We start from the raw sequence: 23753 nt of genomic DNA, 5'->3' as shown, positions 1-23753 counted from the left end.
TGAATAGATCTTTTTGATTTTCAATGAAAATGGACATCCGGATTCCATGACCACTATCGACAATTTCGACGCTCACACCCCGATGATGCAGCAGTACCTGAAGCTCAAGGCTCAGCATCCCGAGATCCTGCTGTTCTACCGCATGGGCGACTTTTACGAGTTGTTTTATGACGATGCGAAGCGCGCATCACAGTTACTCGATATTTCGCTGACGAAGCGTGGCGCATCTGCAGGCGAGCCGATACCGATGGCGGGCGTTCCGCACCATGCCGTGGAAAACTATCTGGCTAAACTGGTGAACCTCGGCGAGTCGGTGGCAATTTGCGAACAAATTGGCGATCCCGCGACCACCAAAGGTCCGGTCGAGCGTAAAGTCGTCCGCATCGTGACGCCTGGCACCATCAGCGACGAAGCGCTGTTGCAGGAACGCCAGGACAACCTGCTGGCGGCGCTGTGGCAGGACAGCAAAGGCTACGGTTACGCGACGCTCGACATCAGCTCCGGGCGGTTTCGTCTCAGCGAACCCGCCGATCGCGAAACCATGGCCGCCGAACTGCAACGTACTAATCCCGCAGAATTGCTGTACGCGGAAGATTTCGCCGAGATGGCGCTGATTGAAGGCCGCCGCGGCCTGCGCCGTCGTCCGCTGTGGGAATTTGAAATCGACACCGCGCGCCAGCAACTGAACATGCAGTTTGGCACCCGTGACCTGGTCGGTTTTGGTGTTGAAAACGCGCCGCGCGGTCTGTGCGCCGCCGGTTGTCTGCTGCAGTATGTGAAAGACACGCAGCGCACCGCGTTGCCACACATTCGTTCCATCACCATGGAACGCCAGCAGGACAGCATTATCATGGATGCGGCCACTCGCCGTAACCTCGAAATCACTCAGAATCTGGCGGGTGGTACGGAAAACACGCTGGCTTCAGTGCTGGATCGCACCGTGACGCCGATGGGCAGCCGCATGCTCAAGCGCTGGCTGCATATGCCGGTGCGCGACACCCGCGTTCTGGAAGAGCGTCAGCAAACCATCGCCGCGTTACAGGATCGCTACAGCGAGTTGCAACCGGTACTGCGCCAGGTGGGCGATCTGGAACGTATTCTGGCGCGTCTGGCGCTACGCACCGCCCGTCCGCGCGATCTCGCCCGCATGCGCTATGCCTTCCAGCAGTTGCCGGAATTGCGCGCGCAACTGGCTGAGGTCAACAGCGCGCCGGTGCAGCGCCTGCGCGAGCAAATGGGCGAGTTTACTGAGCTGCGCGAACTGCTCGAACGCGCAGTGATTGAATCGCCGCCAGTGCTGGTGCGTGATGGCGGCGTGATCGCTCCCGGTTACAACGCCGAACTGGATGAATGGCGCGCACTGGCAGACGGCGCGACGGATTATCTCGACAGGCTGGAGATCCGCGAGCGCGAGCGTCTGGGTCTCGACACGCTGAAAGTGGGTTATAACGCCGTTCACGGTTATTACATTCAGATAAGCCGCGGGCAAAGCCACCTTGCACCGATCCACTACGTGCGCCGCCAGACGTTGAAAAACGCCGAACGCTACATCATTCCTGAACTGAAAGAGTACGAAGACAAAGTGCTCACCTCGAAAGGCAAAGCGCTGGCGCTGGAAAAACAACTGTATGACGAACTGTTTGACCTGTTGTTACCGCACCTCGCTGAGCTGCAGTTGAGCGCCTCGGCGCTGGCTGAACTGGACGTGCTGGTCAACCTGGCCGAGCGGGCTTATACGCTCAACTACAGTTGCCCGGTGTTCAGCGACAAGCCCGGCATTCACATCGAAGAAGGTCGCCATCCGGTAGTGGAACAGGTACTGAATGAACCGTTTATTGCCAACCCGCTGAACCTGTCACCGCAACGCCGAATGCTTATCATCACCGGTCCGAACATGGGCGGTAAAAGTACCTATATGCGTCAGACCGCGCTCATTGCGCTGCTGGCGTATATCGGTAGTTACGTTCCGGCGCAGAAAGTGGAGATCGGTCCCATTGACCGCATTTTTACCCGTGTCGGCGCGGCTGACGATCTGGCCAGCGGGCGTTCTACCTTCATGGTGGAGATGACCGAAACCGCCAATATCCTCCACAACGCCACCGAGTACAGTCTGGTCCTGATGGACGAAATCGGCCGCGGTACGTCAACCTATGACGGCCTGTCGCTGGCCTGGGCCTGCGCGGAAAATCTGGCAAGTCGCATCAAGGCGTTAACGCTGTTTGCGACGCACTATTTCGAACTGACGCAGTTGCCGGAAAAAATGGAAGGCGTGGCGAACGTCCATCTCGACGCGCTGGAACATGGCGACACCATTGCCTTCATGCACAGCGTGCAGGACGGTGCGGCCAGCAAAAGTTACGGTCTGGCGGTTGCCGCGCTGGCAGGTGTGCCGAAAGAGGTCATCAAACGCGCGCGTCAGAAACTGCGCGAGCTGGAAAGCATTACGCCAAATGCCGCCGCCACGCAGATTGACGGAACACAGATGTCGCTGCTTGCGGCACCGGAAGAGACATCACCGGCGGTTGAAGCGCTGGAAAATCTTGATCCTGATACGCTGACGCCACGCCAGGCGCTGGAGTGGATCTACCGGCTGAAGAATCTGCTGTAACCCACTCGTTACAGCAAAAGAAAAAGGCCAGTCGCAATGACTGGCCTTTTTTTGATGAAAGCTCGCTTATTCGCGGAACAGCGCTTCGATGTTCAGCCCTTGCCCTTGCAGGATTTCACGCAGGCGACGCAGACCTTCTACCTGAATCTGGCGAACGCGTTCACGCGTCAGACCAATTTCACGCCCCACATCTTCAAGCGTTGCGGCTTCATACCCCAGCAGCCCGAAACGACGCGCCAGTACCTCACGCTGTTTGGCGTTCAGTTCGAACAGCCATTTGACGATGCTCTGTTTCATGTCATCGTCCTGCGTGGTGTCTTCCGGACCGTTCTCTTTTTCATCGGCCAGGATATCCAGCAGCGCTTTTTCGGAATCGCCACCCAGCGGGGTGTCGACCGAGGTGATGCGCTCGTTGAGACGCAGCATACGACTGACGTCATCAACCGGTTTATCAAGCTGCTCGGCAATCTCTTCCGCACTCGGCTCGTGGTCCAGCTTATGGGACAACTCACGCGCGGTACGCAGATAAACGTTCAGCTCTTTAACGATGTGAATCGGTAAACGAATGGTACGGGTTTGATTCATGATCGCCCGTTCAATCGTCTGGCGGATCCACCAGGTTGCGTAGGTTGAGAAGCGGAATCCGCGCTCCGGGTCAAATTTCTCCACGGCACGAATCAGCCCCAGATTCCCCTCTTCAATCAGATCCAGCAGCGCCAGACCACGATTGCTGTAACGACGGGCAATCTTCACTACCAGACGCAGGTTACTTTCTATCATCCGACGGCGGGAGGCAACATCTCCACGCAGTGCACGACGTGCAAAATAGACTTCTTCTTCGGCTGTTAACAGTGGAGAGTATCCAATCTCCCCAAGGTAAAGCTGAGTCGCGTCCAGTACACGCTGTGTGGCACCCTGCGATAACAGCTCTTCCTCAGCCAGGTCGTTATCACTGGGTTCCTCTTCATTTAAGGTTTTCTCGTCGAAAACCTCCATTCCGTTCTCATCAAATTCCGCGTCTTCATTTAAATCATGAACTTTCAGCGTATTCTGACTCATAAGGTGGCTCCTACCCGTGATCCCCTGACGGAACATGCAAGTAAAGCCATATTCCGTCGAATTATCGCTGCGGCAAATACTGCAGCGGGTTTACGGATTTCCCCTTGTAACGAATTTCAAAATGCAAGCGTGTTGAACTGGTTCCGGTGCTACCCATGGTAGCGATTTTCTGCCCCGCCTTAACTTCTTGTTGTTCCCGGACCAGCATAGTGTCGTTATGGGCGTAGGCGCTCAGGTAATCATCGTTATGTTTGATGATAATAAGATTACCGTAACCGCGCAGTGCGTTACCGGCATAGACGACGCGCCCATCTGCGGTCGCGGCGATAGCCTGTCCCTTACTGCCTGCGATATCGATACCTTTATTCCCGTTGTCAGAGAATTTCTCGATAATGTTGCCATCAGTCGGCCAGCGCCATGAAGAAATCGGCGAACTGGTAGACATACTGCTTGCAGTCGGTTCGGTTGTGCTTGCAACTGGTGCCGTAACAGGCGCTGTGACCGGGGTCGCAGGCTTATTGTTGGGCAACATTTTGTTAGCACTTTGTTCACCTGAATCCTCAGAATACGTAATTGTTGGTTTAGAAGCAACCACCGCGCCGGAATTTTGTGCAGGTTTTGAGGTAAGGCCCTGCGAACCGCTACTGGCCTGTACGCTTGCTTGCGCAACAGGATTGTTACCTGTGATGGGCTGTCCAGCTGCGTTTCCGATCTGTAACGTCTGGCCTACATTCAAACCGTAAGGTGCAGAAATGTTGTTACGTTGTGCAAGATCGCGGAAATCGTTGCCGGTGATCCAGGCGATATAAAACAGGGTATCGCCGCGCTTCACGGTATAGGTGCTGCCGCCCGAGTAACTGCCTTTAGGAATGTCGCCGTATTTACGGTTATAAACGATATGACCTTCCGCGTTGGTTTGTACCGGCTGCGACATCGTTTGTGTCTGTACAGGCTGCGTCTGCATCGGCTGTGCAGACTGAATTTGCGGCTGTGACGGTTGCGCCGTCGAATTCCCCATCTTCGGCGGTGGGGTGATCAACATGCCGGAATTGGTGCCGGAAGCGGCATTTCCGCCCACCGAGCTCACTGGGGCTGGTGCGTTATTCGAACTCGTACAACCTGCAAGCCAGACGGAGACCAGCGATAGCGCCGCAATACGGCTTAAGGTAAATTTTGGGCTTCCCGCGCTCATTTATCCCCCAGGAATGTGTTAACTGCCAGTGATGTCATTACCGCGCAACGCGCCGGCTCAGGCACTGAAAATGTGCCTACCCTACGCCCGAACACGCGCCGAATAAACCAGGAAAACTCCTGTTATTACGCCAGTTCCCCTTTGACCAAAGGCACAAAGCGGACGGCTTCCACGGTATCGATAATAAATTCGCTGCCCCGCCGACGAACCCGTTTTAACCACTGGTGTTCGTCGCCGACAGGCAAAACGAGAATGCCGCCTTCGTCCAGTTGCGACATCAGCGCAGCCGGAATTTCCGGCGGTGCGGCTGTGACAATGATGGCGTCAAATGGCGCACGCGCCTGCCATCCCTGCCAGCCATCGCCGTGGCGGGTAGAAACATTGTGTAAATCCAGTTGCTTGAGACGACGGCGCGCCTGCCATTGCAGACCTTTTATACGTTCCACCGAACAAACATGATGGACTAAATGTGCCAGAATTGCCGTCTGATATCCGGATCCGGTGCCGATCTCCAGCACCCGTGACGCCTCAGTGAGTTCAAGAAGCTCCGTCATTCGCGCAACCATATACGGCTGCGAAATGGTTTGCCCTTGACCTATTGGCAATGCGACGTTCTCCCACGCTTTGTGTTCAAACGCCTCATCAATGAATTTTTCACGCGGTACCTGAGCTATCGCTTCAAGTACGTGCTCATCATGAATACCCTGAGTACGTAGTTGATCAAGAAGGCTTTGTACGCGTTTGCTTACCATTGCGCATCGACTCCCACGCGTTCTAACCAGCCGGATACCACGTCATGCGCGCTATGTGCGGTTAAATCGACATGCAGCGGCGTGACCGACACATAACCTTCATCCACCGCAGCAAAGTCGGTGTCCGGCCCCGCGTCGCATTTTTCACCCGGCGGGCCAATCCAGTACAGCGTGTTTCCGCGCGGATCCTGTTGCGGGATGACTTTGTCCGCCGGATGGCGACTGCCGCAGCGCGTCACGCGGATCCCCTTGATTTGATCAAGCGGGAGGTCGGGAACATTGATATTGAGAATACGCCCGGTGCGCAACGGTTCGCGCGACAGCGCACGCAGAATCGAACAAGTCACCGCCGCCGCGGTTTCATAATGCTGATGGCCGTCCAGCGAAACTGCAAGCGCCGGATAACCGAGATGTCGCCCTTCCATTGCCGCCGCGACAGTGCCGGAATAGATGACGTCATCGCCGAGATTCGGCCCGGCGTTGATGCCCGACACGACGACATCCGGTTGCGGACGCATCAGCGCATTGACGCCAAGATAGACGCAGTCCGTCGGCGTACCCATCTGCACGGCGATGTCGCCATTTTCAAACGTAAACGTACGAAGTGAGGATTCCAGCGTCAGGGAATTTGACGCTCCGCTGCGGTTACGATCAGGCGCGACCACCTGCACCACGGCAAATTCCCGCAGGGCTTTCGCCAGCGTCTGAATGCCTGGGGCATGGATCCCGTCATCGTTACTCAGCAATATTCGCATAATCACCTGTTGTCTTGATCAGTTCCCTTACCACGCTGGTGGCAAAACTGCCCGCAGGTAGCCAGAAACGTAGCTCAACGGTCACATCATCCCACCAGTTCCAGCTTAGCTGTTGCGGATAAAGCAGCACCGCACGGCGCGCCGCCTCGACCTTTTCCCGCACCAGCAGCGACTGTAACAGCGTCTCCTGCGCCAGCGTATTTTCTTCGAAGGCCAGCGCAGCACGCTGGGTTCCCCAGTCGCCACTGCCGGGCAATGCTGCGGTGATCATCAGCTCCCGGTTATCGACGCGCGTCTGTAATTCGCCGCGCTCGTCTTCCGTCGCCACAAACCAGCTGCCACGCCCCGCTAATTGTAGCGCATCGCCGTCAACAACTTGATTAAAGTCTGTTTTTTTTAATTTATCGCTGACAATCTGATTAAACAAGGCACTCCGCGCCGCAGAGAGCCAAAAACTGCGTTTGTTGCGATCGCGCACCGGCCCGCCGTTTTCCGCCCAGCGCAGCGCACCGTGCAGATTACTACCGCCGATACCAAAGCGCTGTGCGCCGAAATAGTTCGGGACGCCACGCGCCGCGATGGCCTGCAGACGTGCGTCCACGTCATCGCGGTGCGACACTTCACGCAGAATAAGCGTGAAATAATTCCCTTTCAGCGCGCCCGGTCGCAGCTTGCGTTTATGACGGGCATATTCCAGCACCTGGCAGCCTTCCAGCGCGAATTTGCTGAGATCCGGCATCTCTTTGCCGGGCACACGGGCGCAGAGCCATTGCTCGGTGACCGCATGTTTGTCTTTTTGCCCGGCGAAGCTGACTTCTCGAGCGTGTATCTTGAGGAATTTCGCCAGCGCATCGGCGACAAAACGGGTGTTACAACCGTTTTTGAGGATCCGCACGAGAATATGCTCACCCTCGCCGTCCGGCTCAAACCCTAAATCTTCCACCACCAGAAAATCTTCCGGGCTGGCTTTCAGCAGGCCCTGCCCCTGCGGTTGACCGTGCAGGTAAGTCAGGTCGTCAAACGCAATCATGGGTTGACCTTGTGCAGCAATGCCACCGCTTCACAGGCAATCCCTTCGCCACGGCCGGTGAAACCCAGTTTTTCTGTGGTGGTTGCTTTCACGTTGACGTCATCCATATGGCAGCCGAGATCTTCGGCGATGAACACCCGCATTTGCGGAATGTGCGGCAGCATTTTTGGCGCCTGCGCAATGATGGTGACGTCGACGTTGCCGAGCGTGTAGCCTTTGGCCTGAATGCGACGCCAGGCTTCGCGCAGCAACGCGCGGCTGTCAGCGCCTTTGAAGGCCGGATCGGTATCCGGGAAAAGCTTGCCGATATCGCCCAGCGCCGCCGCGCCCAGCAGAGCATCGGTCAGGGCATGCAGCGCGACATCGCCATCAGAATGAGCCAACAGCCCCTTTTCGTAAGGGATACGTACGCCGCCAATGATAATGGGGCCTTCGCCGCCAAAGGCATGCACGTCAAAACCGTGTCCAATTCGCATTACGCCTTCTCCTGATAGTCAGATCGGGTGAGGTAAAATTCCGCCAGCGCCAGGTCTTCCGGGCGCGTGACTTTAATATTATCAGCGCGACCCGCCACCAGCTCAGGATGGAAGCCGCAATACTCCAGTGCGGACGCTTCATCCGTGATGGTCGCGCCATCGTTGAGTGCGCGGGTCAGGCAATCAATTAATAATTCGCGGGGGAAAAACTGCGGGGTCAGCGCGTGCCAGAGATCGTTTCTGTCGACGGTATGGGCAATGGCGGTGGCACCAGGTTCGGCGCGTTTCATGGTGTCGCGTACCGGCGCGGCCAGAATGCCGCCCACGCGGCTGGTTTCGCTGAGCGCCAGCAAACGCTTGAGATCGTCCTGATGCAGACAAGGGCGTGCAGCGTCGTGTACCAGCACCCATTCGGCGCCTGTGGCGGCGTTCAGCCCGGCAAGGACGGAATCGGCACGTTCGGCGCCGCCTTCGACAACGGTAATCTGCGGATGCGAGGCCAGCGGTAATGACTGAAAACGGTCATCGCCTGCGCTGACGGCGATGATCACGCGCTGAACGCGGGCATTTGCCAGCAGCGCGTCCACCGCGTGTTCGAGAATCGTTTTGTTACCGATTGAGAGATATTGTTTTGGGCATTCCGTTTGCATGCGGCGGCCAAATCCGGCTGCCGGGACCACGGCGCAAACGCCCGGAATAGTTGCTGCCATGTTTTAATCCTGGGAGTGTCTATCGATTATTCTGCCCTGAAGCCTGATTGCGTTTTGACGCATCCGGAACCAGACGATAGAACGTTTCGCCCGGGCGGGTCATGCTAAGTTCATTGCGTGCGCGTTCCTCGATCGCTTCCTGACCGCCATTGAGATCGTCAATTTCGGCGAAAAGCTGATCGTTTCGCGCTTTGAGTTTGGCGTTCGTCGCCTGCTGTGCGGCGACATCTTCGCTGACCCGGCTGTAGTCATGAATACCATTCTTGCCGAACCACAGCGAATATTGTAGCCAGACCAGCAAAGCCAGCAATAGCAGCGTTAGTTTACCCATCCTGCCCCCTGAAAAACGGCATCATCATCCCATATCTTGACCGGGTACTCCACCCCGGCGCGGACGATGCCGCGTCATCGCGGGAAATGTACCACATTTTCCCCGCAAATACGTACGCCTCGTTGCCGCAGAGCCGCGGATCACCCCATCAACCACAGGAAAAGCAGGCCGAAAAGCGCCATCACCGTGAGCACGGTAACAGGAAGACTATAGAGCAGTTTGCTGTCGAGCAGTGAGTGCAGCGCCACACCGATTAATACGGCGACAGGCATGAGCGCCAGAAAGAAGGGCCATGTGTAGAGCAGAAAAAACAGCGTATTACTGCCGTAGATCAGGAACGGGATACCCAACGCCAGCAGCCATGCCATGAAACCCACCACCGCGCCCGGCAGCGTCCATGTGGTTTCCTCACTTTCAGCAAGCGATTTGGTGGAAGTGAGGCTCATGTTCTGGGTATCGCGCATATCAAATCCTGTTACCTGACCGGCCGGAAGATGAACATATCCGGCGCTGTCTTAGGATCTGATGATATCGTCCCGCCTGAGGAGATCTAATAATTGGTTAACCAAATTTGTTACCAATTGTTCGCCCTTAAGGTGGATCTCAGGCGCTTCGGGAGATTCGTACGCTGAATCAATACCGGTGAAATTCCGCAGTTCACCGGCGCGTGCCTTTTTATACAGTCCCTTAGGATCGCGGGCTTCGCAAATCGCCAGTGGCGTGTCGACATGGACTTCATAAAAGCGCCCGTCGCCGATCAACTCACGCGCCATTTGCCGCTCCGCACGGTGCGGAGAGATAAACGCCGTCAATACCACCAGCCCGGCATCGACCATCAGTTTCGCCACTTCACTGACGCGACGAATGTTCTCTTTGCGATCGGCATCGCTGAAACCTAAATCGCGACACAACCCATGACGCACGTTGTCGCCATCCAGCAAGTAAGTGCTCACGCCAAGCTCATGCAACGCCTCTTCCAGCGCGCCGGCGACAGTGGACTTTCCTGAGCCGGAAAGCCCGGTAAACCACAGTACAACGCCACGGTGACCGTGACGTTGTTCGCGCTGTTCCCGGGTAACCGGATGGGGGTGCCAGACGACGTTTTCGTCATGCTGCGCCATTACCGGCCTCCCAGCAAATCACGCGCGCCCCAGTGAGGGAAATGTTTACGCACCAGCGCATTCAGCTCCAGTTCAAAAGCACTGAATTCAGACGTCTGCACTGCGGCTTCAGTCTGCGGTTCGTGGACCAGCCCCGCCCCCACGGTGACGTTCGACAGTCTGTCGATAAAAATCAGCCCGCCCGTCACCGGGTTATTCTGATATTTGTCGAGCACCAGCGGCTCGTCGAAGGTCAGATCCACCAGCCCGATACCGTTCAACGGCAGCGAATCTACCTCGCTGTGAGTCAGGTTGTTAATATCGACCTGATACCGAATCGAATCGACGCGCGCACGGGTTTTCTTGCCGGCGATTTTGATGTCATAACTCTGGCCTGGTTGCAGCGCCTGTTCGGCCATCCATACCACATTCACACTGGCGCTCTGCACAGCCGGTAGCGAGGCGCTCGCCTCCACCAGCAGGTCACCGCGGCTGATATCGATTTCATCTTTCAGCACCAGGGTAATGGCTTCGCCCGCCTGCGCCTGTGGCAGGTCGCCGTCAAAGGTAACAATGCGCGCGACCGTCGATTCCACGCCAGACGGCAGGACTTTGACCCGCTGCCCGACGCTGACGGTACCGGATGCCAGCGTCCCGGCATAACCCCGAAAATCAAGATTTGGCCGGTTCACATACTGCACCGGGAAACGCATCGGCTGGCTTTCCACCGCACGCAGGATCTCTACCGTTTCCAGCACTTCCAGCAACGTCGGGCCGCTGTACCACGGCATATTCTCACTCTGGCTGGCGACGTTATCGCCCTCCAGCGCCGACAGTGGTACAAAGCGGATGTCGAGGTTTCCCGGCAGTTGCTGGGCGAACGTCAGATACTCTTCGCGGATGTCGTTGAAGCGCGCTTCGCTGAAATCCGCCAGATCCATTTTATTCACCGCCACTACCAGGTGTTTAATCCCCAGCAACGTGGAAATAAAGCTGTGGCGACGGGTCTGGTCGAGCACGCCTTTGCGCGCGTCAATCAGCAGGATCGCCAGATCGCAGGTAGATGCCCCGGTCGCCATATTACGGGTGTACTGTTCATGCCCAGGGGTATCGGCGATGATAAATTTGCGCTTTTCGGTTGAGAAATAGCGATACGCCACGTCGATGGTGATGCCCTGCTCGCGTTCCGCCTGCAGGCCATCCACCAGCAGCGCCAGATCCAGCTTCTCGCCCTGGGTACCGTGACGTTTGCTGTCATTGTGCAGCGAAGAGAGCTGATCTTCATAAATCTGACGGGTATCGTGCAGCAGGCGACCAATCAGCGTACTTTTGCCGTCATCGACGCTGCCGCAGGTCAGAAAACGCAGCAGACTTTTGTGCTGCTGGGCGTGCAGATACGCTTCAACGCCGCCTTCATCGGCAATTTGTTGTGCAATGGTGGTGTTCATGGCGGCTCCTTAGAAATAACCCTGACGTTTCTTCAGCTCCATCGAGCCTGCCTGATCGCGATCGATAACGCGCCCCTGCCGTTCACTGGTGGTGGAAACCAGCATCTCTTCGATGATCTCCGGCAGCGTTTGTGCCTCAGATTCCACCGCGCCAGTCAGCGGCCAGCAGCCAAGTGTACGGAAACGTACCATCCGTTTTTTGATCACCTCGCCCGGCTGCAGATCGATACGGTTGTCGTCGATCATCATCAGCATGCCGTCACGCTCCAGCACCGGGCGCTCCGCCGCCAGATACAGCGGAACAATATCGATATTTTCCAGATAGATGTACTGCCAGATATCCAGCTCGGTCCAGTTGGAGAGCGGGAACACGCGGATGCTTTCGCCTTTGTTGATCTGGCCGTTGTAGTTGTGCCACAGCTCCGGGCGCTGGTTTTTCGGGTCCCAGCGGTGGAAACGGTCGCGGAAAGAGTAGATGCGCTCTTTCGCCCGTGATTTCTCTTCGTCGCGACGCGCGCCGCCGAACGCAGCGTCAAAACCGTATTTGTTCAGCGCCTGCTTCAGCCCTTCGGTTTTCATGATATCGGTGTGTTTGGCGCTGCCGTGGACAAACGGGTTAATCCCCATCGCCACCCCTTCCGGGTTTTTATGCACCAGCAGTTCACAACCGTACGCTTTGGCGGTCCGGTCACGGAACTCATACATTTCGCGGAATTTCCAGCCGGTATCAACATGCAGCAGCGGGAACGGCAGCGTCCCCGGGTAAAACGCCTTACGCGCCAGGTGCAGCATGACGCTGGAGTCTTTGCCGATGGAATAGAGCATCACCGGATTCGAAAATTCGGCGGCGACTTCACGGATGATATGGATGCTTTCCGCCTCCAGTTGCCGCAAATGAGTGAGTCGTTTTTGATCCATTACCGTTCCTTAAGCCTGTCTTTACGTACTTTGCGTATAGAAAGGGACTATAGGGTGCGGCTTAGATCAAATGAAATTACGAAATGGAATGACTAGTTCCTCAAAGGAATAACCCGCCAGGAATGCAAATATCAAAAAGTGCTTAACGTCAGGCTTTTCGGGGATTTAAGTGCAAATGAAATTGTGTAAGCCGGGTCACAGTTTCATACTAGTGCGTCGTTTTTTTGTATGTGTAAGGACACGTTATGTTTTCCGCGTTGCGCCGCTCTCTGATTTCACTGACGCTCGGTGCATGTTTTTCTTTTCCGGTGCCGGGCGCTGCGTCGCCCATCGGTGATATCGCGAATACCCAGGCCCGCCATATCGCGACCTATTTTCCTGGTCGTATGACGGGAACGCCCGCCGAAATGTTGTCAGCGGATTATCTGCGCCAGCAGTTCGCACAGATGGGTTACCAGAGCGACATCCGCACCTTCAACAGCCGCTACATTTATACCGCGAAAAACAACCGCCAGAACTGGCATAACGTGACCGGCAGTACGGTGATCGCCGCACATGAAGGCCTGTCCCGTCAGCAAATAATCGTCATGGCGCACCTGGATACCTACGCCCCGCGCAGCGACGCCGACAACGAAAACAATCTCGGTGGCCTGACACTACAGGGCATGGACGACAACGCGCTGGGGCTTGGCGTCATGCTCGAACTGGCGGAAAAACTGAAAAACACCGCCACGCAATATGGCATTCGTTTTATCGCCACCAGCGGTGAAGAAGAAGGCAAACTCGGCGCCGAAAACCTGCTCAAACGCATGAGCGCGGAAGAGCGGAAAAACACGCTACTGGTGATTAACCTCGATAACCTCGTGGTGGGCGACAAACTCTATTTCAACAGCGGCAAACAGACGCCTGCCTCGGTGCGCAAATTAACCCGTGACCGGGCGCTGGCCATCGCCCGCAGTCACGGTATTAACGCCGCGATGAATCCCGGCCTGAACCCGGATTATCCCAAAGGCACAGGTTGCTGCAACGACGCCGAGGTGTTTGATAAGGCCGGTATTCCGGTACTTTCCATCGAAGCGACTAACTGGACGTTAGGAAAGAAAGACGGCTACCAGCAACGCGCGAAATCCCGCACGTTCCCGAACGGTGTGAGCTGGCATGATGTGCGTCTGGATAACCAACAGTATATCGATAAGGCGCTGCCGGGGCGCATTGAACGCCGCAGCCGCGACGTGATGCGGGTACTCTTGCCGCTGATGAAAGAGCTGGCGAAAGCATAAGTGATCCCACTCCCGGACGGGAGTGGGATAAAAATATTACCCTTCGTGCAATCCGCACTCGCGTTTCAGGCCAAAGAAACGCGTCTCTTCTTCCGCCATGCCTGGTTCCCATTTGCGTGTGGTGTGAGTATCGCCCACCGACAAATAGCCCTGATCCCATAGCGGATGATATTTCAGGCCGTGTTTTTGCAGATACTGGTACACCGTGCGGTTATCCCAGTCGATAATCGGCAATACTTTGAACACGCCACGCTGAATGGCGAGCACCGGCAATGTCGCCCGGCTGCCGGACTGTTCGCGGCGCAACCCGGCAAACCAGGTTTGCGCATTCAATTCGCGCAGCGCCCGGTTCATCGGCTCGACCTTATTGATGTCGTTGTACTTCTCAATCCCTTCGACGCCCTGCTCCCACAGCTTGCCGTAGCGCGCTTCCTGCCAGGCCGGGCTGGTTTCGGCGCGATAGACTTTCAGATTCAGGCTGAGCTTCTCCGTCAGCTCATCAATGAACTGATAGGTTTCCGGGAACAGATAGCCGGTATCGGTGAGGATCACCGGGATATCCGGGCGGATCTGATTCACCAGATGCAGGCTCACCGCCGCCTGAATACCAAAGCTGGAAGAGAGCACATAGTCGCCGGGCAGGTTTTCCAGCGCCCAGGCGACGCGCTCTTCCGCGCTCAGTTTTTCCAGCTGCCCGTTGGTTTCCGCCAGCGCCAGCACACGCTCAACTTTCGGCAAGTCGTTGAGAGCCTGTAGATCGAGAATCGCCATAAGTACCTCTCGTTATTCCCAGAAATCCCGGGCAGGGTCGAGCACCGGGCGAATGATGCCCGCACGCACCGTGAAGTCACCGAAGCCTTCCTCTGCTTCGCGCTCCTTCGCCCAGCGCCCGACCAGTTCGTCGATATTGTCGAGAATTTCTGACTCGGTAATGTTTTCCCGGTACATGCGGGGGATCCGTGTTCCCGCACGGTTACCGCCGATATGCAGGTTGTAGCGGCCCGGCGCTTTGCCCACCAGCCCGATCTCCGCCAGCATCGCGCGGCCACAACCGTTCGGGCAACCCGTCACGCGCAGGACGATATGATCGTCACCAACACCGTGCTTGCCCATGACGGCTTCCACTTTGTCGACAAATGACGGCAGGAAACGCTCGGCTTCGGCCATCGCCAGCGGACAGGTCGGGAACGACACGCAGGCCATCGAGTTTTCACGCTGCGGCTTGACCGCATCCATTAGCCCGTGCGCCCGCGCCAGCTTTTCGATCTTCGCTTTCTGGCTTTCCGGCACACCTGCGACGATCAGGTTCTGATTGGCGGTCAGACGGAAATCGCCTTTGTGAACCTTCGCGATCTCCAGCAGCCCGGTTTTCAGCGGTCGACCCGGGTAATCCAGAATACGGCCGTTTTCGATAAACAGCGTCAGATGCCATTTGTCATCGATGCCTTTTACCCAGCCAATGCGATCGCCGCGACCGGTAAATTCATACGGGCGGATCGGCTCGAACTTGATCCCCGCGCGGCGCTCAACTTCGGCTTTGAAGGTTTCCACGCCGACGCGCTCCAGGGTGTATTTGGTTTTCGCGTTTTTACGGTCGGTACGGTTACCCCAGTCGCGCTGGGTCGTGACTACCGCTTCCGCCACCGCCAGCGTATGTTCCAGCGGCAGATAACCAAACTCGCTTGCGGTGCGGGCATAGGTTTTCTTGTTGCCATGCTCGATGGACAGACCGCCGCCCACCAGCAGGTTAAAGCCCACCAGCTTGCCGTTTTCAGCAATCGCCACGAAGTTCATGTCGTTGGCGTGCAGATCGATATCGTTCTGCGGCGGGATCACCACCGTGGTTTTGAATTTACGCGGCAGATAAGTTTTGCCGAGAATGGGCTCTTCGTCAGTGGTCGCCACTTTTTCCTGATCGAGCCAGATTTCCGCATAAGCACGAGTACGCGGCAGCAGGTGCTCAGAGATTTTCTTCGCCCACTCATAGGCTTCTGCATGCAGTTGCGACTCAACCGGGTTAGACGTACAAAGCACGTTACGGTTCATGTCGTTGGCGGTCGCCAGCGCGTCCAGCCCCACCTCGTGCAGCATCTGATGCGCCGGTTTGACGTTTTTCTTCAGCAGGCCGTGATACTGGAACGTCTGGCGGTTGGTCAACCGAATGCTGCCGTAAATCGTGTTTTCACCGGCAAACTTGTCGATCGCCTTCCACTGTTTCGTGGTGATCACCCCGCCCGGCAGGCGGCAGCGCAGCATCATCGCGATGCGCGGCTCCAGCTTCTGCTCAGCGCGTTCGGCGCGAATATCGCGATCGTCCTGCTGGTACATGCCATGAAAGCGGATCAGCAAAAAGTTGTCGCCGTTAAACCCGCCGGTCAGGCCGTCATTTAAATCTTCCGCAATCGTCCCGCGCAGATAGTTGCTTTCGACTTTCATGCGCTCGGCATCGGTCAGTTTGCCTTCGACCACTAAAGGGCCTGGGTGTTTTTCGCTCATTAGTAGACATCTCGCTGATAACGGCGCTCAACGCGCAGCTCACTTAAATATTCATCCGCCGCTTCGGCATCCATCGCGCCAAATTCGGCAATCACGTCCAATAAAGCCTGTTCGACATCTTTCGCCATGCGATTGGCGTCGCCACAGACATAAATGTGCGCACCGTCGTTGATCCAGCGCCACAGCTCAGCGCCCTGTTCGCGCAGTTTGTCTTGTACGTAGATTTTTTCTTTCTGGTCTCTCGACCAGGCGAGATCAATACGGCTCAGTACGCCCTCTTTGACGTAGCGCTGCCATTCCACCTGATAGAGGAAATCATCCACAAAATGTGGGTTGCCAAAGAACAGCCAGTTTTTGCCTTCCGCACCATCGGCGGCACGCTGTTGCATAAAGGCGCGGAACGGCGCGATACCGGTGCCCGGGCCAATCATGATCACTGGCGTCTGCGGGTTGGCAGGCAGGCGGAAGTTATCGTTGTGCTCGATGAACACCCGCACTTCCCCGTCTTCTTCCACGCGATCAGCAAGGAAGCCCGACGCGCCACCGCTGCGGGTGCGGCCTTCTATGTCATAGCGTACGACACCCACGGTGACGTGAACTTCGCTTTCCACTTCCGCCTGCGCAGAGGCGATGGAATAGAGGCGCGGCGTCAGCGGGCGCAGCAGCCCGATCAGCGCATCGGCATCCAGTTGTGCCGGCGAAAAACGCACCATGTCGACAATCGGCGTGGTAGCGGCGTAATGCTGGAGCTGGGCTTTATCGCCCACTAACGGCAGCAGGCTTTCGCTGCGGGTCAGCGTTGCGTAATTTTCCACGATGTTGCCGGTGTTGACCGTCAGCTCAAAATGCCATTGCAACGCCTCGGCCAGCGGCAGCGTTTTACCGTCAACCATCACCGGCTCATCGCCTTTCAGCCACAGCAGTTCAACCAGTTCTTTGACCAGCGCCGGATCGTTCTGATACCAGACGCCGAGCGCATCGCCAGGCTGGTAGCGCAAGCCAGAGTCGCCAAGATCGATTTCGATATGACGCACATCTTTTTCCGAGTCGCGGCTGGTGATTTTCTGGTTCACTGACAGCGTCGCAGTCAGCGGCGCTTCTTTGGTGTACGGGCTGGTGTGAACTTCGTTGAAAGCCCCGGTCGCCGCGACAGCCGTCTGTGCCGCAGGGGCAACAGGCGCACGCGCCTTCAGCACTTCCACCACACGAGCGCGCCACTGAGTGGCCGCAGTCTGGTACTCCACATCACAATCAACGCGATCGAGCAGACGCTCACCGCCGAGTTCCGCCAGTTTGCTGTCAAAGTCTTTACCGGACTGGCAGAAAAATTCGTAAGAGGTGTCACCGAGGCCAAACACGGCAAAAGCAGTACCGTTCAGTTTCGGCGCTTTTTTCGAGAACAGGAACTTATGTAGCGCAACAGCCTCTTCCGGCGGCTCACCCTCTCCCTGCGTTGAGGTGACGACAACCAGCAGTTTTTCGGCGGCGATTTGCTTGAATTTATAATCTCCGGCATTAACCAGGTTGACGTTCAGTTTTTCCGCCAGCAGATCGTCGCGAAGCTGCTCTGCCACGCGACGCGCGTTGCCGGTCTGGGAAGCAGAAATTAAGGTGATGGCCGGGATAACGGCCGCGACGGGCGAGGCCGTTGTCACCGTGCCGGGATGCTGATTGAGCATGCCCCAGAAATAGCCAGAAACCCAGGCCAGCTGGGTTGGAGAAAAATCAGTGGTTGCCGCCTGCAGGCGGGCCAGTTGCTCCGGGTTAAGCGGGAGCAGACTGGAAGGTGGGGCCTGTGTCGTCATGCGTTGTTATGTTCCAGTATTAAAGCCGTCATTTTGCGGAAAAATCCAAACTGAAGGTAAGGTTAACGGCGAGGATAATAACAATTAAAGAAGGGATGGAAATAATAAATAACCAAATCGACTAACCTGTTTTACTCATACCTGTTAACAGGAAAATCGATTAATTAACCATTTGAATATTATAACAAAAAATATACCACTCACCGTATCATTATCCGGTCGCCAGGAAAGGCTGTTTTAGTTAATGAGAAAAAAGGTGCTTTCCGGTATGATTTTCCGGTTTTTCGTCTTATTTGAGAGTTCACCATGTCCACCACGTTGTTTAAAGATTTCACCTTCGAAGCCGCTCACCACCTGCCGCACGTGCCGGAAGGTCATAAGTGCGGGCGTCTTCACGGTCACTCCTTCATGGTTCGTCTGGAGATTACCGGTGAGGTCGATCCGCATACCGGCTGGATTATGGATTTTGCCGATCTGAAAGCGGCATTTAAGCCGACATACAATCGTCTCGACCATTACTATCTGAACGATATTCCCGGTCTGGAAAACCCGACCAGTGAAGTGCTGGCAAAATGGATTTGGGATCAGGTTAAGCCGGTTGTCCCACTGCTGAGCGCGGTGATGGTAAAAGAAACCTGCACGGCGGGCTGCGTGTATCGCGGCGAGTAATACATTCCGCTGACGGGTTTTGTGGTTTCACACAATTTAACGGGAGCAAGTATGCCTCTGTTACACCTGCTTCGACAAAACCCGGTCATTGCGGCGGTGAAAGATAACGCCAGCCTGCAACTGGCAATCGACTCTGACTGCCAGTTTATTTCAGTGCTGTACGGCAATATCTGTACCATCAGCGGCATTGTGCAAAAAATTAAAAGCGCCGGGAAATACGCCTTTATCCATGTTGATCTGCTGGAAGGCACGTCGAATAAAGAGGTAGTGATTCAGTTTCTCAAGCTGGTGACGAAAGCTGACGGCATTATCAGCACCAAAGCGGCGATGCTGAAAGCCGCGCGGGCAGAAGGCTATTTCTGTATTCATCGTCTGTTTATCGTCGACTCCATCTCCTTCCATAACATTGATAAACAGGTCGCGCAGTCGAACCCTGACTGCATCGAAATTCTGCCGGGCTGCATGCCCAAAGTGCTCGGTTGGGTAACGGAAAAGATCCGCCAGCCGCTGATTGCCGGCGGGCTGGTGTGTGATGAAGAAGACGCCCGTAACGCCATCAACGCCGGTGTCGCGGCGCTCTCCACCACCAATACCGATGTCTGGAAACTGGCGAAACAGCTTAACTAGCTATCGCGCATACACGCTGTCAGCGCCGTCAGTAGCGATGGCCAGTCATCGACAATGCCGACATCGGCAGTGCTGAAAATCGGCGCCTGCGCGTCGCGATTGATCGCCACAATAAACTGACTCTGACGGATCCCGGCACTGAACGCGGGCGCACCGGATGCCCCGGCCACAATGCACACGTCTGGCGCCAGCAAATGACCGGAAATGCCAATCATCCGCAGCGCATCAAACCCACCATTCATCACTCTTGCCCGGCTGTAACCGGCTTCTGCATCCATCGCCGCCGCCATGGCGAGGATCGTGGTTTCATCGACACTTTCCGCTCCCTGCCCGACCGCCAGCACGCGTCTGGCTAACGTCAGCGGATGAACAGAGGGTGATGGCGAGACGCTAATTTCCGCGCACCATGCCGGTAATGGCGCCAGCGAGAGCTCACGCTGCGTCAGTCCTTCTGGCAATGATATCGTCGTGTGACGCGCTGGTTGACGCGCCAGTGACAGACAAAAAGGACGCATTGTTAACACCAACGTGGCCTGTAACGCACTGCCGAAAGTGGCTTTTGTTACTTCGCCCGCCGCCAGAGCCAGCGACGATATCTGACAAACGCCGCTGCCCTTCAGCCGCCAGGCGAGCCGGGTCGCCAGCTCGTCGCCCAGGGCGCCCGCAGGAAAAAGCACAACATCGACCGGGGTTTGCTGCCACTGCGCGACCAGCGCCGCCAGCAGTTGTTCCGCCACCGCCGGCGTGGCTGCCGCGCGCCAGTGTTCGCAGTCATCCACCATGACGCCCTGCGTCATTAGCCATTCCACCAGTAAGGCATCGTGACCGTCGTCATAGGTGACAAATGCCAGCGTCATGGTCTGATTCCTGAACGAAGATACATAGTCCACAGCGTTTGCGCTTTTTCCTGCACGCTGTTCCCCTGGATGATGTGCACATCACGCCGTTGTGTTTTTCTTTGCAGATCCCGGCAGGTGACAGGCGGCGTGTCGCCCGGCGTTACCGGAACGCGAACAATCTCCGCACGGTTCGCTGCCAGGCGCTGGCGCATGCCCGGCACCGGCAGCGCCGCGTCGCCGTACTGCCGGACGGCAATAACCGCAGGAAGCCGCACCCGACACTGGCGACTTCCCGTTTCTGTGCGCTGTTCCACGGTGACAAAAGGCGGTACGAGGGTAAAGCGTTCAACCTGAGTAAGACACGGCCAGCCGAGCCTCTCCGCTAACAGCCAGGGGGTTTGCCCGTTCTGCCCTTCGCTGCTCTGGCAGCCGGTGACGATCATCTCTGCATCGCAGTGCTGCTGCCACATGGCAAGCTGCCCGGCGACAAAAGCGGGATCAAAACGCAGACTGGCGGTGGTTTCCAGCAGAACACGTTCGTCAAACCCCAGCGCGGCAAAATGGCGTAGCCAGTGCAGCGCGCGGTCATCACCAATGCTGAGCGCCGTCAGCCGCAGATCGTGCCCCGCCGCCCGGTTTTCCAGCAGCAGCGCCGCGGCCGCCTGTTCGTCCACGCCCGGCTCGCATCGCAGGAGCATGGTATCCGGCCCGCCGCCGTCGGGCGTGAGCCAGGCGCTTTCCGCCATCCCGGCCAGATCCGGTTCCGCTTTAAAGGCTAACAGAACGTTCATTCGCCCCTCCCGGACGTTTGTCTCCGTTTCCTGCGGCCACCAGCGACAGATCTTTGGTTTCCGGCGCCCACAACCAGGTCACCAGCAGGCCGACCAGCAACACCCCCGTCAGGATCAGCAGCGTAATTTGCATCCCCCACACCGCCAGTGCCCAGGGCAGTAACCCGGTGCTGATCGCCGCGCCGAGGCGGCTCATCGCCGTGGCGAATCCAACGCCCGACGAGCGGATATCCGTAGGGAAACTTTCTGCAGGCAGAATGCCGACCAGATTACTGGCCGCCGAGATAATGGTGCTGAACAGCACAAACAACATCAGCAGCAGGAAGTGCTGTTCCGTTGGCAGAAACGCCATCACCAGCAGTGTGACGGACAGGACGAAAAAGCTACTGAGCAAAAAGTGGCGGCGCGAAAGCAGTTGCGTCAGCACAATGCCCAGCAGCGCACCGACGATCAACAGCACATTGAGCATCAGGCTGGCAGTAAGCGCATCCGCCAGCCCCAGCGTCAGGGCGATGGTGGGAAGCCAGGTGTAAATCACAAACCAGGGGATGACCAGACAGACAAAAAACAGGCTGTTAAAGGCCGTGCGCCGCCAGTAGCGTTGTGAAAACAGCGCCCGGATGTTCCGCGATGTCGACACAGCCATCTCTTCGCCCAATTGCACATTCGGCCCGAGATAGCGATGCACCACCGCGTAGGCTTCGGAAATCCGCCCCTGGCGCATCAGCCATCGCGGCGACTCTGGCGTTCCCCAGCGCAATAACGTAATGATGAGCGCCGGTGCGGCGGCGGAGGCCAGCAGCAGACGCCAGGCATCCGGTTGCCCCTGAATCAGCCAGTGGCCCATCACGCTCGCCAGCACATAGCCTATCGTCCACACCACGCTGAATGAGCCCAGCAACATGCCCCGGTAGCGGCGCGGCGCGAACTCCGCCAGCAACGTATGCCCTACCGAGTAATCGCCGCCCAGCCCAAAACCAATCAGCACGCGCAGCCAGAACAGTTGTTCCGGCGTGGTGGCGAAAAATTGTAAAAACGACGCCAGGGTGATCAGCATAAAACTGAAGTTGAATATTTTTTGCCGCCCGATGTGGTCTGAAATCCAGCCCAGCGTCAGGCTGCCGACAAACAGCCCTATTAACGCAGAGCCGCCAATCAGCCCTTCCTGCAACGGTGTAAGCTGCATGGCGGGCACCAGTTGGATCATGGCGTAACCAATCACCCCCAGCACGTAGCCATCGGTCAGATGCGCACCAAACGTCAGCCCGGCAATCCGACAGTGAAATCCCTTCAGGGGTAAATCGTCCATTCGCACCGGTGAAGTGTTCATCGCCACTCCTTTCGTATCCGGTAAAGCGCGGCTCTCCCACCGGAAAGCCGCGTCAGGATTTATTTTTCAATCGGGTAGATCGTTCCGCAATTCATGATCCCGTTTGGATCAAACTGACGTTTCAGCCCTTCCATCAGCGCCCACGCGCTGCCGTGCTCCTGCTTACTCCAGTGCACTCGGTGTTTGCCAATACCGTGATGGTGAACCATCGAGCCGCCAAAACGCAGCGTTTCTTCCACAATGATCTGGTTCAACGGATTGTGGTATTTGTCGATCTCCTCCTCCGGCTTACAGTCCACGACGTTGTAGTCATAGACGAAGTACATATTGGTGCCGTTAATGTAACTGTGTGAGGAGTGACCGCCCAGCATGGTGATATCGTCAATGTGCGCGAATTCCCGACGGATCCGCTGGATCACACTTTCATAAATCTTGTGAATATTCGCCCAGTCTGCCGAGACTTCGGTGGTGAACCCCATATTGCCCGTTTTGAGGATCTGCACTCGTTCGGCGGCGACTTTATCCGGCCCCCAGTTGAGATGATTAAACCAGTTTTCAATCAGGCGGCTGTCCACACGCTGGCACTGCGGGTAGCGCGCAACGATTTCCGCAATACCCTCGCCAGTGGCTTTCGCGATGCGCGGATTCCCTTCCGCCATAAAGATCAGCACGCATTTTCCGTCGGCAAAATGGGTGAAGTGCTGCGTGCCGTCTTCTGCATCATACAAACGAGCAATCGACGGGCGATACCCTTCCACCATCACGTCGCGCAGGATGTTGAAGCCGGTTTTCATCTCATCCAGTACATAGCCGTAGAACAGATTGTTTTCCGGCATGTATTTGAAGATTTTCACCGTGACTTCGGTGATGTAACACAGCGCGCCTTCATTGCCGATGATGATATGGCGGATGTCCGGCCCGGCAGCGCGGCGCGGGACATTTTTGATGCGAGTGATAGTGCCATCCGGCAGCACAGCTTCCAGACCGACAACCATATCCTCAATTGCGCCATATAGGGTGGAAAACTGGCCGATACTGCGGGTCGCCACCAGGCCGCCCATCTGCGCCAGTGGTTTCGACTGCGGCGAATGGCCGGTGGTGTAACCTTTCGCCCGCAGCGCGTTTTCCAGCACCTCCAGCGGAACGCCGCACTGCGCGGTCGCCTGCATATTTTCGATATCAATATTCAGGATCTTATTCATGCCCGCGCCATCCAGCACCAGCGAATTCTCCACGGCGGTTTCCAGCCCTCCTTCCGTCGCCGAGGCGCCGGTACGCGGCACGCCGTTAATCTTGTGCTGGTTCATAAATGCCAGCACACGGGACGTCTCTTCGGTTGAACCTAATTTCACCACTGCTGCCGGAATCGGCAGCGTATAGACGCCATGGATATCAGCATATTTACGAAAACGGTCGATACTGTTTTTTTTCAGCACCGTTTCATCGGTAATCACCTGCCCTGGGCCAACAATCTCTTTGACCTGCTCTACAATCGCGTCGCGGGATAATGGCATAACAACTCCTTCCTGATAATAAA

The 23753-nt window shown here is 56.6% G+C and carries 23 protein-coding genes; 4 read left to right on the top strand and 19 right to left on the bottom strand.

Annotated elements, in window-relative coordinates; translation table 11 throughout:
- Positions 1 to 46: 46 nt before the first annotated feature.
- Complete coding sequence (mutS, locus tag QMG90_RS05610; RefSeq protein WP_283282950.1) at positions 47 to 2608, top strand: DNA mismatch repair protein MutS; 2562 nt, start codon at positions 47 to 49, stop codon at positions 2606 to 2608.
- Between the two features lie 66 nt (positions 2609 to 2674).
- Here the strand turns inward: mutS and rpoS are convergent, their stop codons facing one another.
- From rpoS to cysD, 12 genes are all read right to left on the bottom strand, one after another.
- Complete coding sequence (gene rpoS / locus QMG90_RS05605; protein WP_038157575.1) at positions 2675 to 3667, bottom strand: RNA polymerase sigma factor RpoS; 993 nt, start codon at positions 3665 to 3667, stop codon at positions 2675 to 2677.
- A gap of 61 nt (positions 3668 to 3728) precedes the next feature.
- Positions 3729 to 4859, bottom strand: a complete 1131-nt coding sequence (gene nlpD, locus QMG90_RS05600) for a murein hydrolase activator NlpD (RefSeq protein ID WP_283282949.1) — start codon at positions 4857 to 4859, stop codon at positions 3729 to 3731.
- A 125-nt stretch (positions 4860 to 4984) separates the two neighbouring features.
- Positions 4985 to 5611 (bottom strand): protein-L-isoaspartate(D-aspartate) O-methyltransferase, encoded by a 627-nt coding sequence (locus tag QMG90_RS05595; RefSeq protein WP_038157581.1) that lies wholly within the window; start codon positions 5609 to 5611, stop codon positions 4985 to 4987.
- The gene (gene surE / locus QMG90_RS05590; RefSeq protein WP_283282948.1) at positions 5605 to 6366 is read right to left on the bottom strand and encodes a 5'/3'-nucleotidase SurE; all 762 of its coding nucleotides are present in this window, start codon (positions 6364 to 6366) and stop codon (positions 5605 to 5607) included. The genes QMG90_RS05595 and surE overlap by 7 nt, the downstream gene beginning before the upstream one ends.
- Positions 6347 to 7396 carry a tRNA pseudouridine(13) synthase TruD gene (gene truD, locus QMG90_RS05585; RefSeq protein WP_283282947.1) on the bottom strand — a complete coding sequence of 350 codons (1050 nt, stop codon included), beginning with the start codon at positions 7394 to 7396 and terminating at the stop codon, positions 6347 to 6349. The genes surE and truD overlap by 20 nt, the downstream gene beginning before the upstream one ends.
- Positions 7393 to 7872 (bottom strand): 2-C-methyl-D-erythritol 2,4-cyclodiphosphate synthase, encoded by a 480-nt coding sequence (gene ispF, locus QMG90_RS05580; RefSeq protein ID WP_283282946.1) that lies wholly within the window; start codon positions 7870 to 7872, stop codon positions 7393 to 7395. The genes truD and ispF overlap by 4 nt, the downstream gene beginning before the upstream one ends.
- The gene (ispD, locus tag QMG90_RS05575) at positions 7872 to 8582 is read right to left on the bottom strand and encodes a 2-C-methyl-D-erythritol 4-phosphate cytidylyltransferase (RefSeq protein WP_283282945.1); all 711 of its coding nucleotides are present in this window, start codon (positions 8580 to 8582) and stop codon (positions 7872 to 7874) included. The genes ispF and ispD overlap by 1 nt, the downstream gene beginning before the upstream one ends.
- Positions 8583 to 8601: 19 nt before the next feature.
- A complete protein-coding gene (gene ftsB, locus QMG90_RS05570; protein ID WP_038157594.1) occupies positions 8602 to 8913 on the bottom strand; it encodes a cell division protein FtsB in 312 nt (103 codons plus the stop codon).
- A gap of 140 nt (positions 8914 to 9053) precedes the next feature.
- A complete protein-coding gene (locus tag QMG90_RS05565; protein ID WP_283282944.1) occupies positions 9054 to 9377 on the bottom strand; it encodes a DUF3561 family protein in 324 nt (107 codons plus the stop codon).
- A 51-nt stretch (positions 9378 to 9428) separates the two neighbouring features.
- A complete protein-coding gene (gene cysC / locus QMG90_RS05560; RefSeq protein WP_283282943.1) occupies positions 9429 to 10034 on the bottom strand; it encodes an adenylyl-sulfate kinase in 606 nt (201 codons plus the stop codon).
- On the bottom strand, positions 10034 to 11461 hold the full coding sequence (gene cysN / locus QMG90_RS05555) for a sulfate adenylyltransferase subunit CysN (RefSeq protein ID WP_283282942.1): 1428 nt from the start codon (positions 11459 to 11461) through the stop codon (positions 10034 to 10036). Before cysN ends, cysC begins: the two co-directional genes overlap by 1 nt.
- Before the next feature lie 9 nt (positions 11462 to 11470).
- Entirely contained in the window at positions 11471 to 12379 is a 909-nt protein-coding gene (gene cysD / locus QMG90_RS05550) for a sulfate adenylyltransferase subunit CysD (protein WP_054177627.1), read from the bottom strand.
- A 245-nt stretch (positions 12380 to 12624) separates the two neighbouring features.
- On the opposite strand from cysD, the gene QMG90_RS05545 reads away from it, so the two are divergent.
- Complete coding sequence (locus QMG90_RS05545; protein ID WP_283282941.1) at positions 12625 to 13659, top strand: aminopeptidase; 1035 nt, start codon at positions 12625 to 12627, stop codon at positions 13657 to 13659.
- Positions 13660 to 13695: 36 nt separating this feature from the next.
- Here the strand turns inward: QMG90_RS05545 and cysH are convergent, their stop codons facing one another.
- From cysH to cysJ, 3 genes are read right to left on the bottom strand one after another with little or no spacing between them, the layout of a single operon-like run.
- Complete coding sequence (cysH, locus tag QMG90_RS05540) at positions 13696 to 14430, bottom strand: phosphoadenosine phosphosulfate reductase (RefSeq protein WP_283282940.1); 735 nt, start codon at positions 14428 to 14430, stop codon at positions 13696 to 13698.
- A gap of 12 nt (positions 14431 to 14442) precedes the next feature.
- Positions 14443 to 16155: an assimilatory sulfite reductase (NADPH) hemoprotein subunit gene (gene cysI / locus QMG90_RS05535; protein WP_283282939.1), complete on the bottom strand. Its 1713-nt coding sequence runs from the start codon at positions 16153 to 16155 to the stop codon at positions 14443 to 14445.
- Positions 16155 to 17960: an NADPH-dependent assimilatory sulfite reductase flavoprotein subunit gene (gene cysJ, locus QMG90_RS05530; RefSeq protein WP_283282938.1), complete on the bottom strand. Its 1806-nt coding sequence runs from the start codon at positions 17958 to 17960 to the stop codon at positions 16155 to 16157. The genes cysI and cysJ overlap by 1 nt, the downstream gene beginning before the upstream one ends.
- Before the next feature lie 306 nt (positions 17961 to 18266).
- On the opposite strand from cysJ, the gene queD reads away from it, so the two are divergent.
- Positions 18267 to 18629 carry a 6-carboxytetrahydropterin synthase QueD gene (gene queD / locus QMG90_RS05525; RefSeq protein ID WP_283282937.1) on the top strand — a complete coding sequence of 121 codons (363 nt, stop codon included), beginning with the start codon at positions 18267 to 18269 and terminating at the stop codon, positions 18627 to 18629.
- A 51-nt stretch (positions 18630 to 18680) separates the two neighbouring features.
- A complete protein-coding gene (locus QMG90_RS05520; protein ID WP_283282936.1) occupies positions 18681 to 19256 on the top strand; it encodes a glycerol-3-phosphate responsive antiterminator in 576 nt (191 codons plus the stop codon).
- On the opposite strand, the gene QMG90_RS05515 is transcribed toward QMG90_RS05520, so the two are convergent.
- From QMG90_RS05515 to QMG90_RS05500, 4 genes are read right to left on the bottom strand one after another with little or no spacing between them, the layout of a single operon-like run.
- A complete protein-coding gene (locus QMG90_RS05515) occupies positions 19253 to 20113 on the bottom strand; it encodes an electron transfer flavoprotein subunit alpha/FixB family protein (RefSeq protein WP_283282935.1) in 861 nt (286 codons plus the stop codon). The genes QMG90_RS05520 and QMG90_RS05515 overlap by 4 nt on opposite strands.
- Complete coding sequence (locus QMG90_RS05510) at positions 20110 to 20886, bottom strand: adenine nucleotide alpha hydrolase family protein (protein WP_283282934.1); 777 nt, start codon at positions 20884 to 20886, stop codon at positions 20110 to 20112. The genes QMG90_RS05515 and QMG90_RS05510 overlap by 4 nt, the downstream gene beginning before the upstream one ends.
- On the bottom strand, positions 20864 to 22216 hold the full coding sequence (locus QMG90_RS05505; protein ID WP_419097958.1) for an MFS transporter: 1353 nt from the start codon (positions 22214 to 22216) through the stop codon (positions 20864 to 20866). Before QMG90_RS05505 ends, QMG90_RS05510 begins: the two co-directional genes overlap by 23 nt.
- Positions 22217 to 22275: 59 nt before the next feature.
- Positions 22276 to 23730: an FAD-binding oxidoreductase gene (locus QMG90_RS05500; protein WP_283282933.1), complete on the bottom strand. Its 1455-nt coding sequence runs from the start codon at positions 23728 to 23730 to the stop codon at positions 22276 to 22278.
- Positions 23731 to 23753 lie beyond the last annotated feature (23 nt).

This window comes from Trabulsiella odontotermitis, assembly GCF_030053895.1.
Taxonomy (GTDB): Bacteria; Pseudomonadota; Gammaproteobacteria; order Enterobacterales; family Enterobacteriaceae; genus Trabulsiella; species Trabulsiella odontotermitis_C.
This window is presented reverse-complemented; position numbering and strand designations above follow the sequence as displayed.

What these genes read in the sequence shown, in the direction of transcription:
- mutS (WP_283282950.1), top strand. Translation starts at nt 47, where the DNA reads ATGACCACTATCGACAATTTCGACGCTCACACCCCGATGATGCAGCAG.
- rpoS (WP_038157575.1), bottom strand. Translation starts at nt 3,667, where the DNA reads ATGAGTCAGAATACGCTGAAAGTTCATGATTTAAATGAAGACGCGGAA.
- nlpD (WP_283282949.1), bottom strand. Translation starts at nt 4,859, where the DNA reads ATGAGCGCGGGAAGCCCAAAATTTACCTTAAGCCGTATTGCGGCGCTA.
- QMG90_RS05595 (WP_038157581.1), bottom strand. Translation starts at nt 5,611, where the DNA reads ATGGTAAGCAAACGCGTACAAAGCCTTCTTGATCAACTACGTACTCAG.
- surE (WP_283282948.1), bottom strand. Translation starts at nt 6,366, where the DNA reads ATGCGAATATTGCTGAGTAACGATGACGGGATCCATGCCCCAGGCATT.
- truD (WP_283282947.1), bottom strand. Translation starts at nt 7,396, where the DNA reads ATGATTGCGTTTGACGACCTGACTTACCTGCACGGTCAACCGCAGGGG.
- ispF (WP_283282946.1), bottom strand. Translation starts at nt 7,872, where the DNA reads ATGCGAATTGGACACGGTTTTGACGTGCATGCCTTTGGCGGCGAAGGC.
- ispD (WP_283282945.1), bottom strand. Translation starts at nt 8,582, where the DNA reads ATGGCAGCAACTATTCCGGGCGTTTGCGCCGTGGTCCCGGCAGCCGGA.
- ftsB (WP_038157594.1), bottom strand. Translation starts at nt 8,913, where the DNA reads ATGGGTAAACTAACGCTGCTATTGCTGGCTTTGCTGGTCTGGCTACAA.
- QMG90_RS05565 (WP_283282944.1), bottom strand. Translation starts at nt 9,377, where the DNA reads ATGCGCGATACCCAGAACATGAGCCTCACTTCCACCAAATCGCTTGCT.
- cysC (WP_283282943.1), bottom strand. Translation starts at nt 10,034, where the DNA reads ATGGCGCAGCATGACGAAAACGTCGTCTGGCACCCCCATCCGGTTACC.
- cysN (WP_283282942.1), bottom strand. Translation starts at nt 11,461, where the DNA reads ATGAACACCACCATTGCACAACAAATTGCCGATGAAGGCGGCGTTGAA.
- cysD (WP_054177627.1), bottom strand. Translation starts at nt 12,379, where the DNA reads ATGGATCAAAAACGACTCACTCATTTGCGGCAACTGGAGGCGGAAAGC.
- QMG90_RS05545 (WP_283282941.1), top strand. Translation starts at nt 12,625, where the DNA reads ATGTTTTCCGCGTTGCGCCGCTCTCTGATTTCACTGACGCTCGGTGCA.
- cysH (WP_283282940.1), bottom strand. Translation starts at nt 14,430, where the DNA reads ATGGCGATTCTCGATCTACAGGCTCTCAACGACTTGCCGAAAGTTGAG.
- cysI (WP_283282939.1), bottom strand. Translation starts at nt 16,155, where the DNA reads ATGAGCGAAAAACACCCAGGCCCTTTAGTGGTCGAAGGCAAACTGACC.
- cysJ (WP_283282938.1), bottom strand. Translation starts at nt 17,960, where the DNA reads ATGACGACACAGGCCCCACCTTCCAGTCTGCTCCCGCTTAACCCGGAG.
- queD (WP_283282937.1), top strand. Translation starts at nt 18,267, where the DNA reads ATGTCCACCACGTTGTTTAAAGATTTCACCTTCGAAGCCGCTCACCAC.
- QMG90_RS05520 (WP_283282936.1), top strand. Translation starts at nt 18,681, where the DNA reads ATGCCTCTGTTACACCTGCTTCGACAAAACCCGGTCATTGCGGCGGTG.
- QMG90_RS05515 (WP_283282935.1), bottom strand. Translation starts at nt 20,113, where the DNA reads ATGACGCTGGCATTTGTCACCTATGACGACGGTCACGATGCCTTACTG.
- QMG90_RS05510 (WP_283282934.1), bottom strand. Translation starts at nt 20,886, where the DNA reads ATGAACGTTCTGTTAGCCTTTAAAGCGGAACCGGATCTGGCCGGGATG.
- QMG90_RS05505 (WP_419097958.1), bottom strand. Translation starts at nt 22,216, where the DNA reads ATGAACACTTCACCGGTGCGAATGGACGATTTACCCCTGAAGGGATTT.
- QMG90_RS05500 (WP_283282933.1), bottom strand. Translation starts at nt 23,730, where the DNA reads ATGCCATTATCCCGCGACGCGATTGTAGAGCAGGTCAAAGAGATTGTT.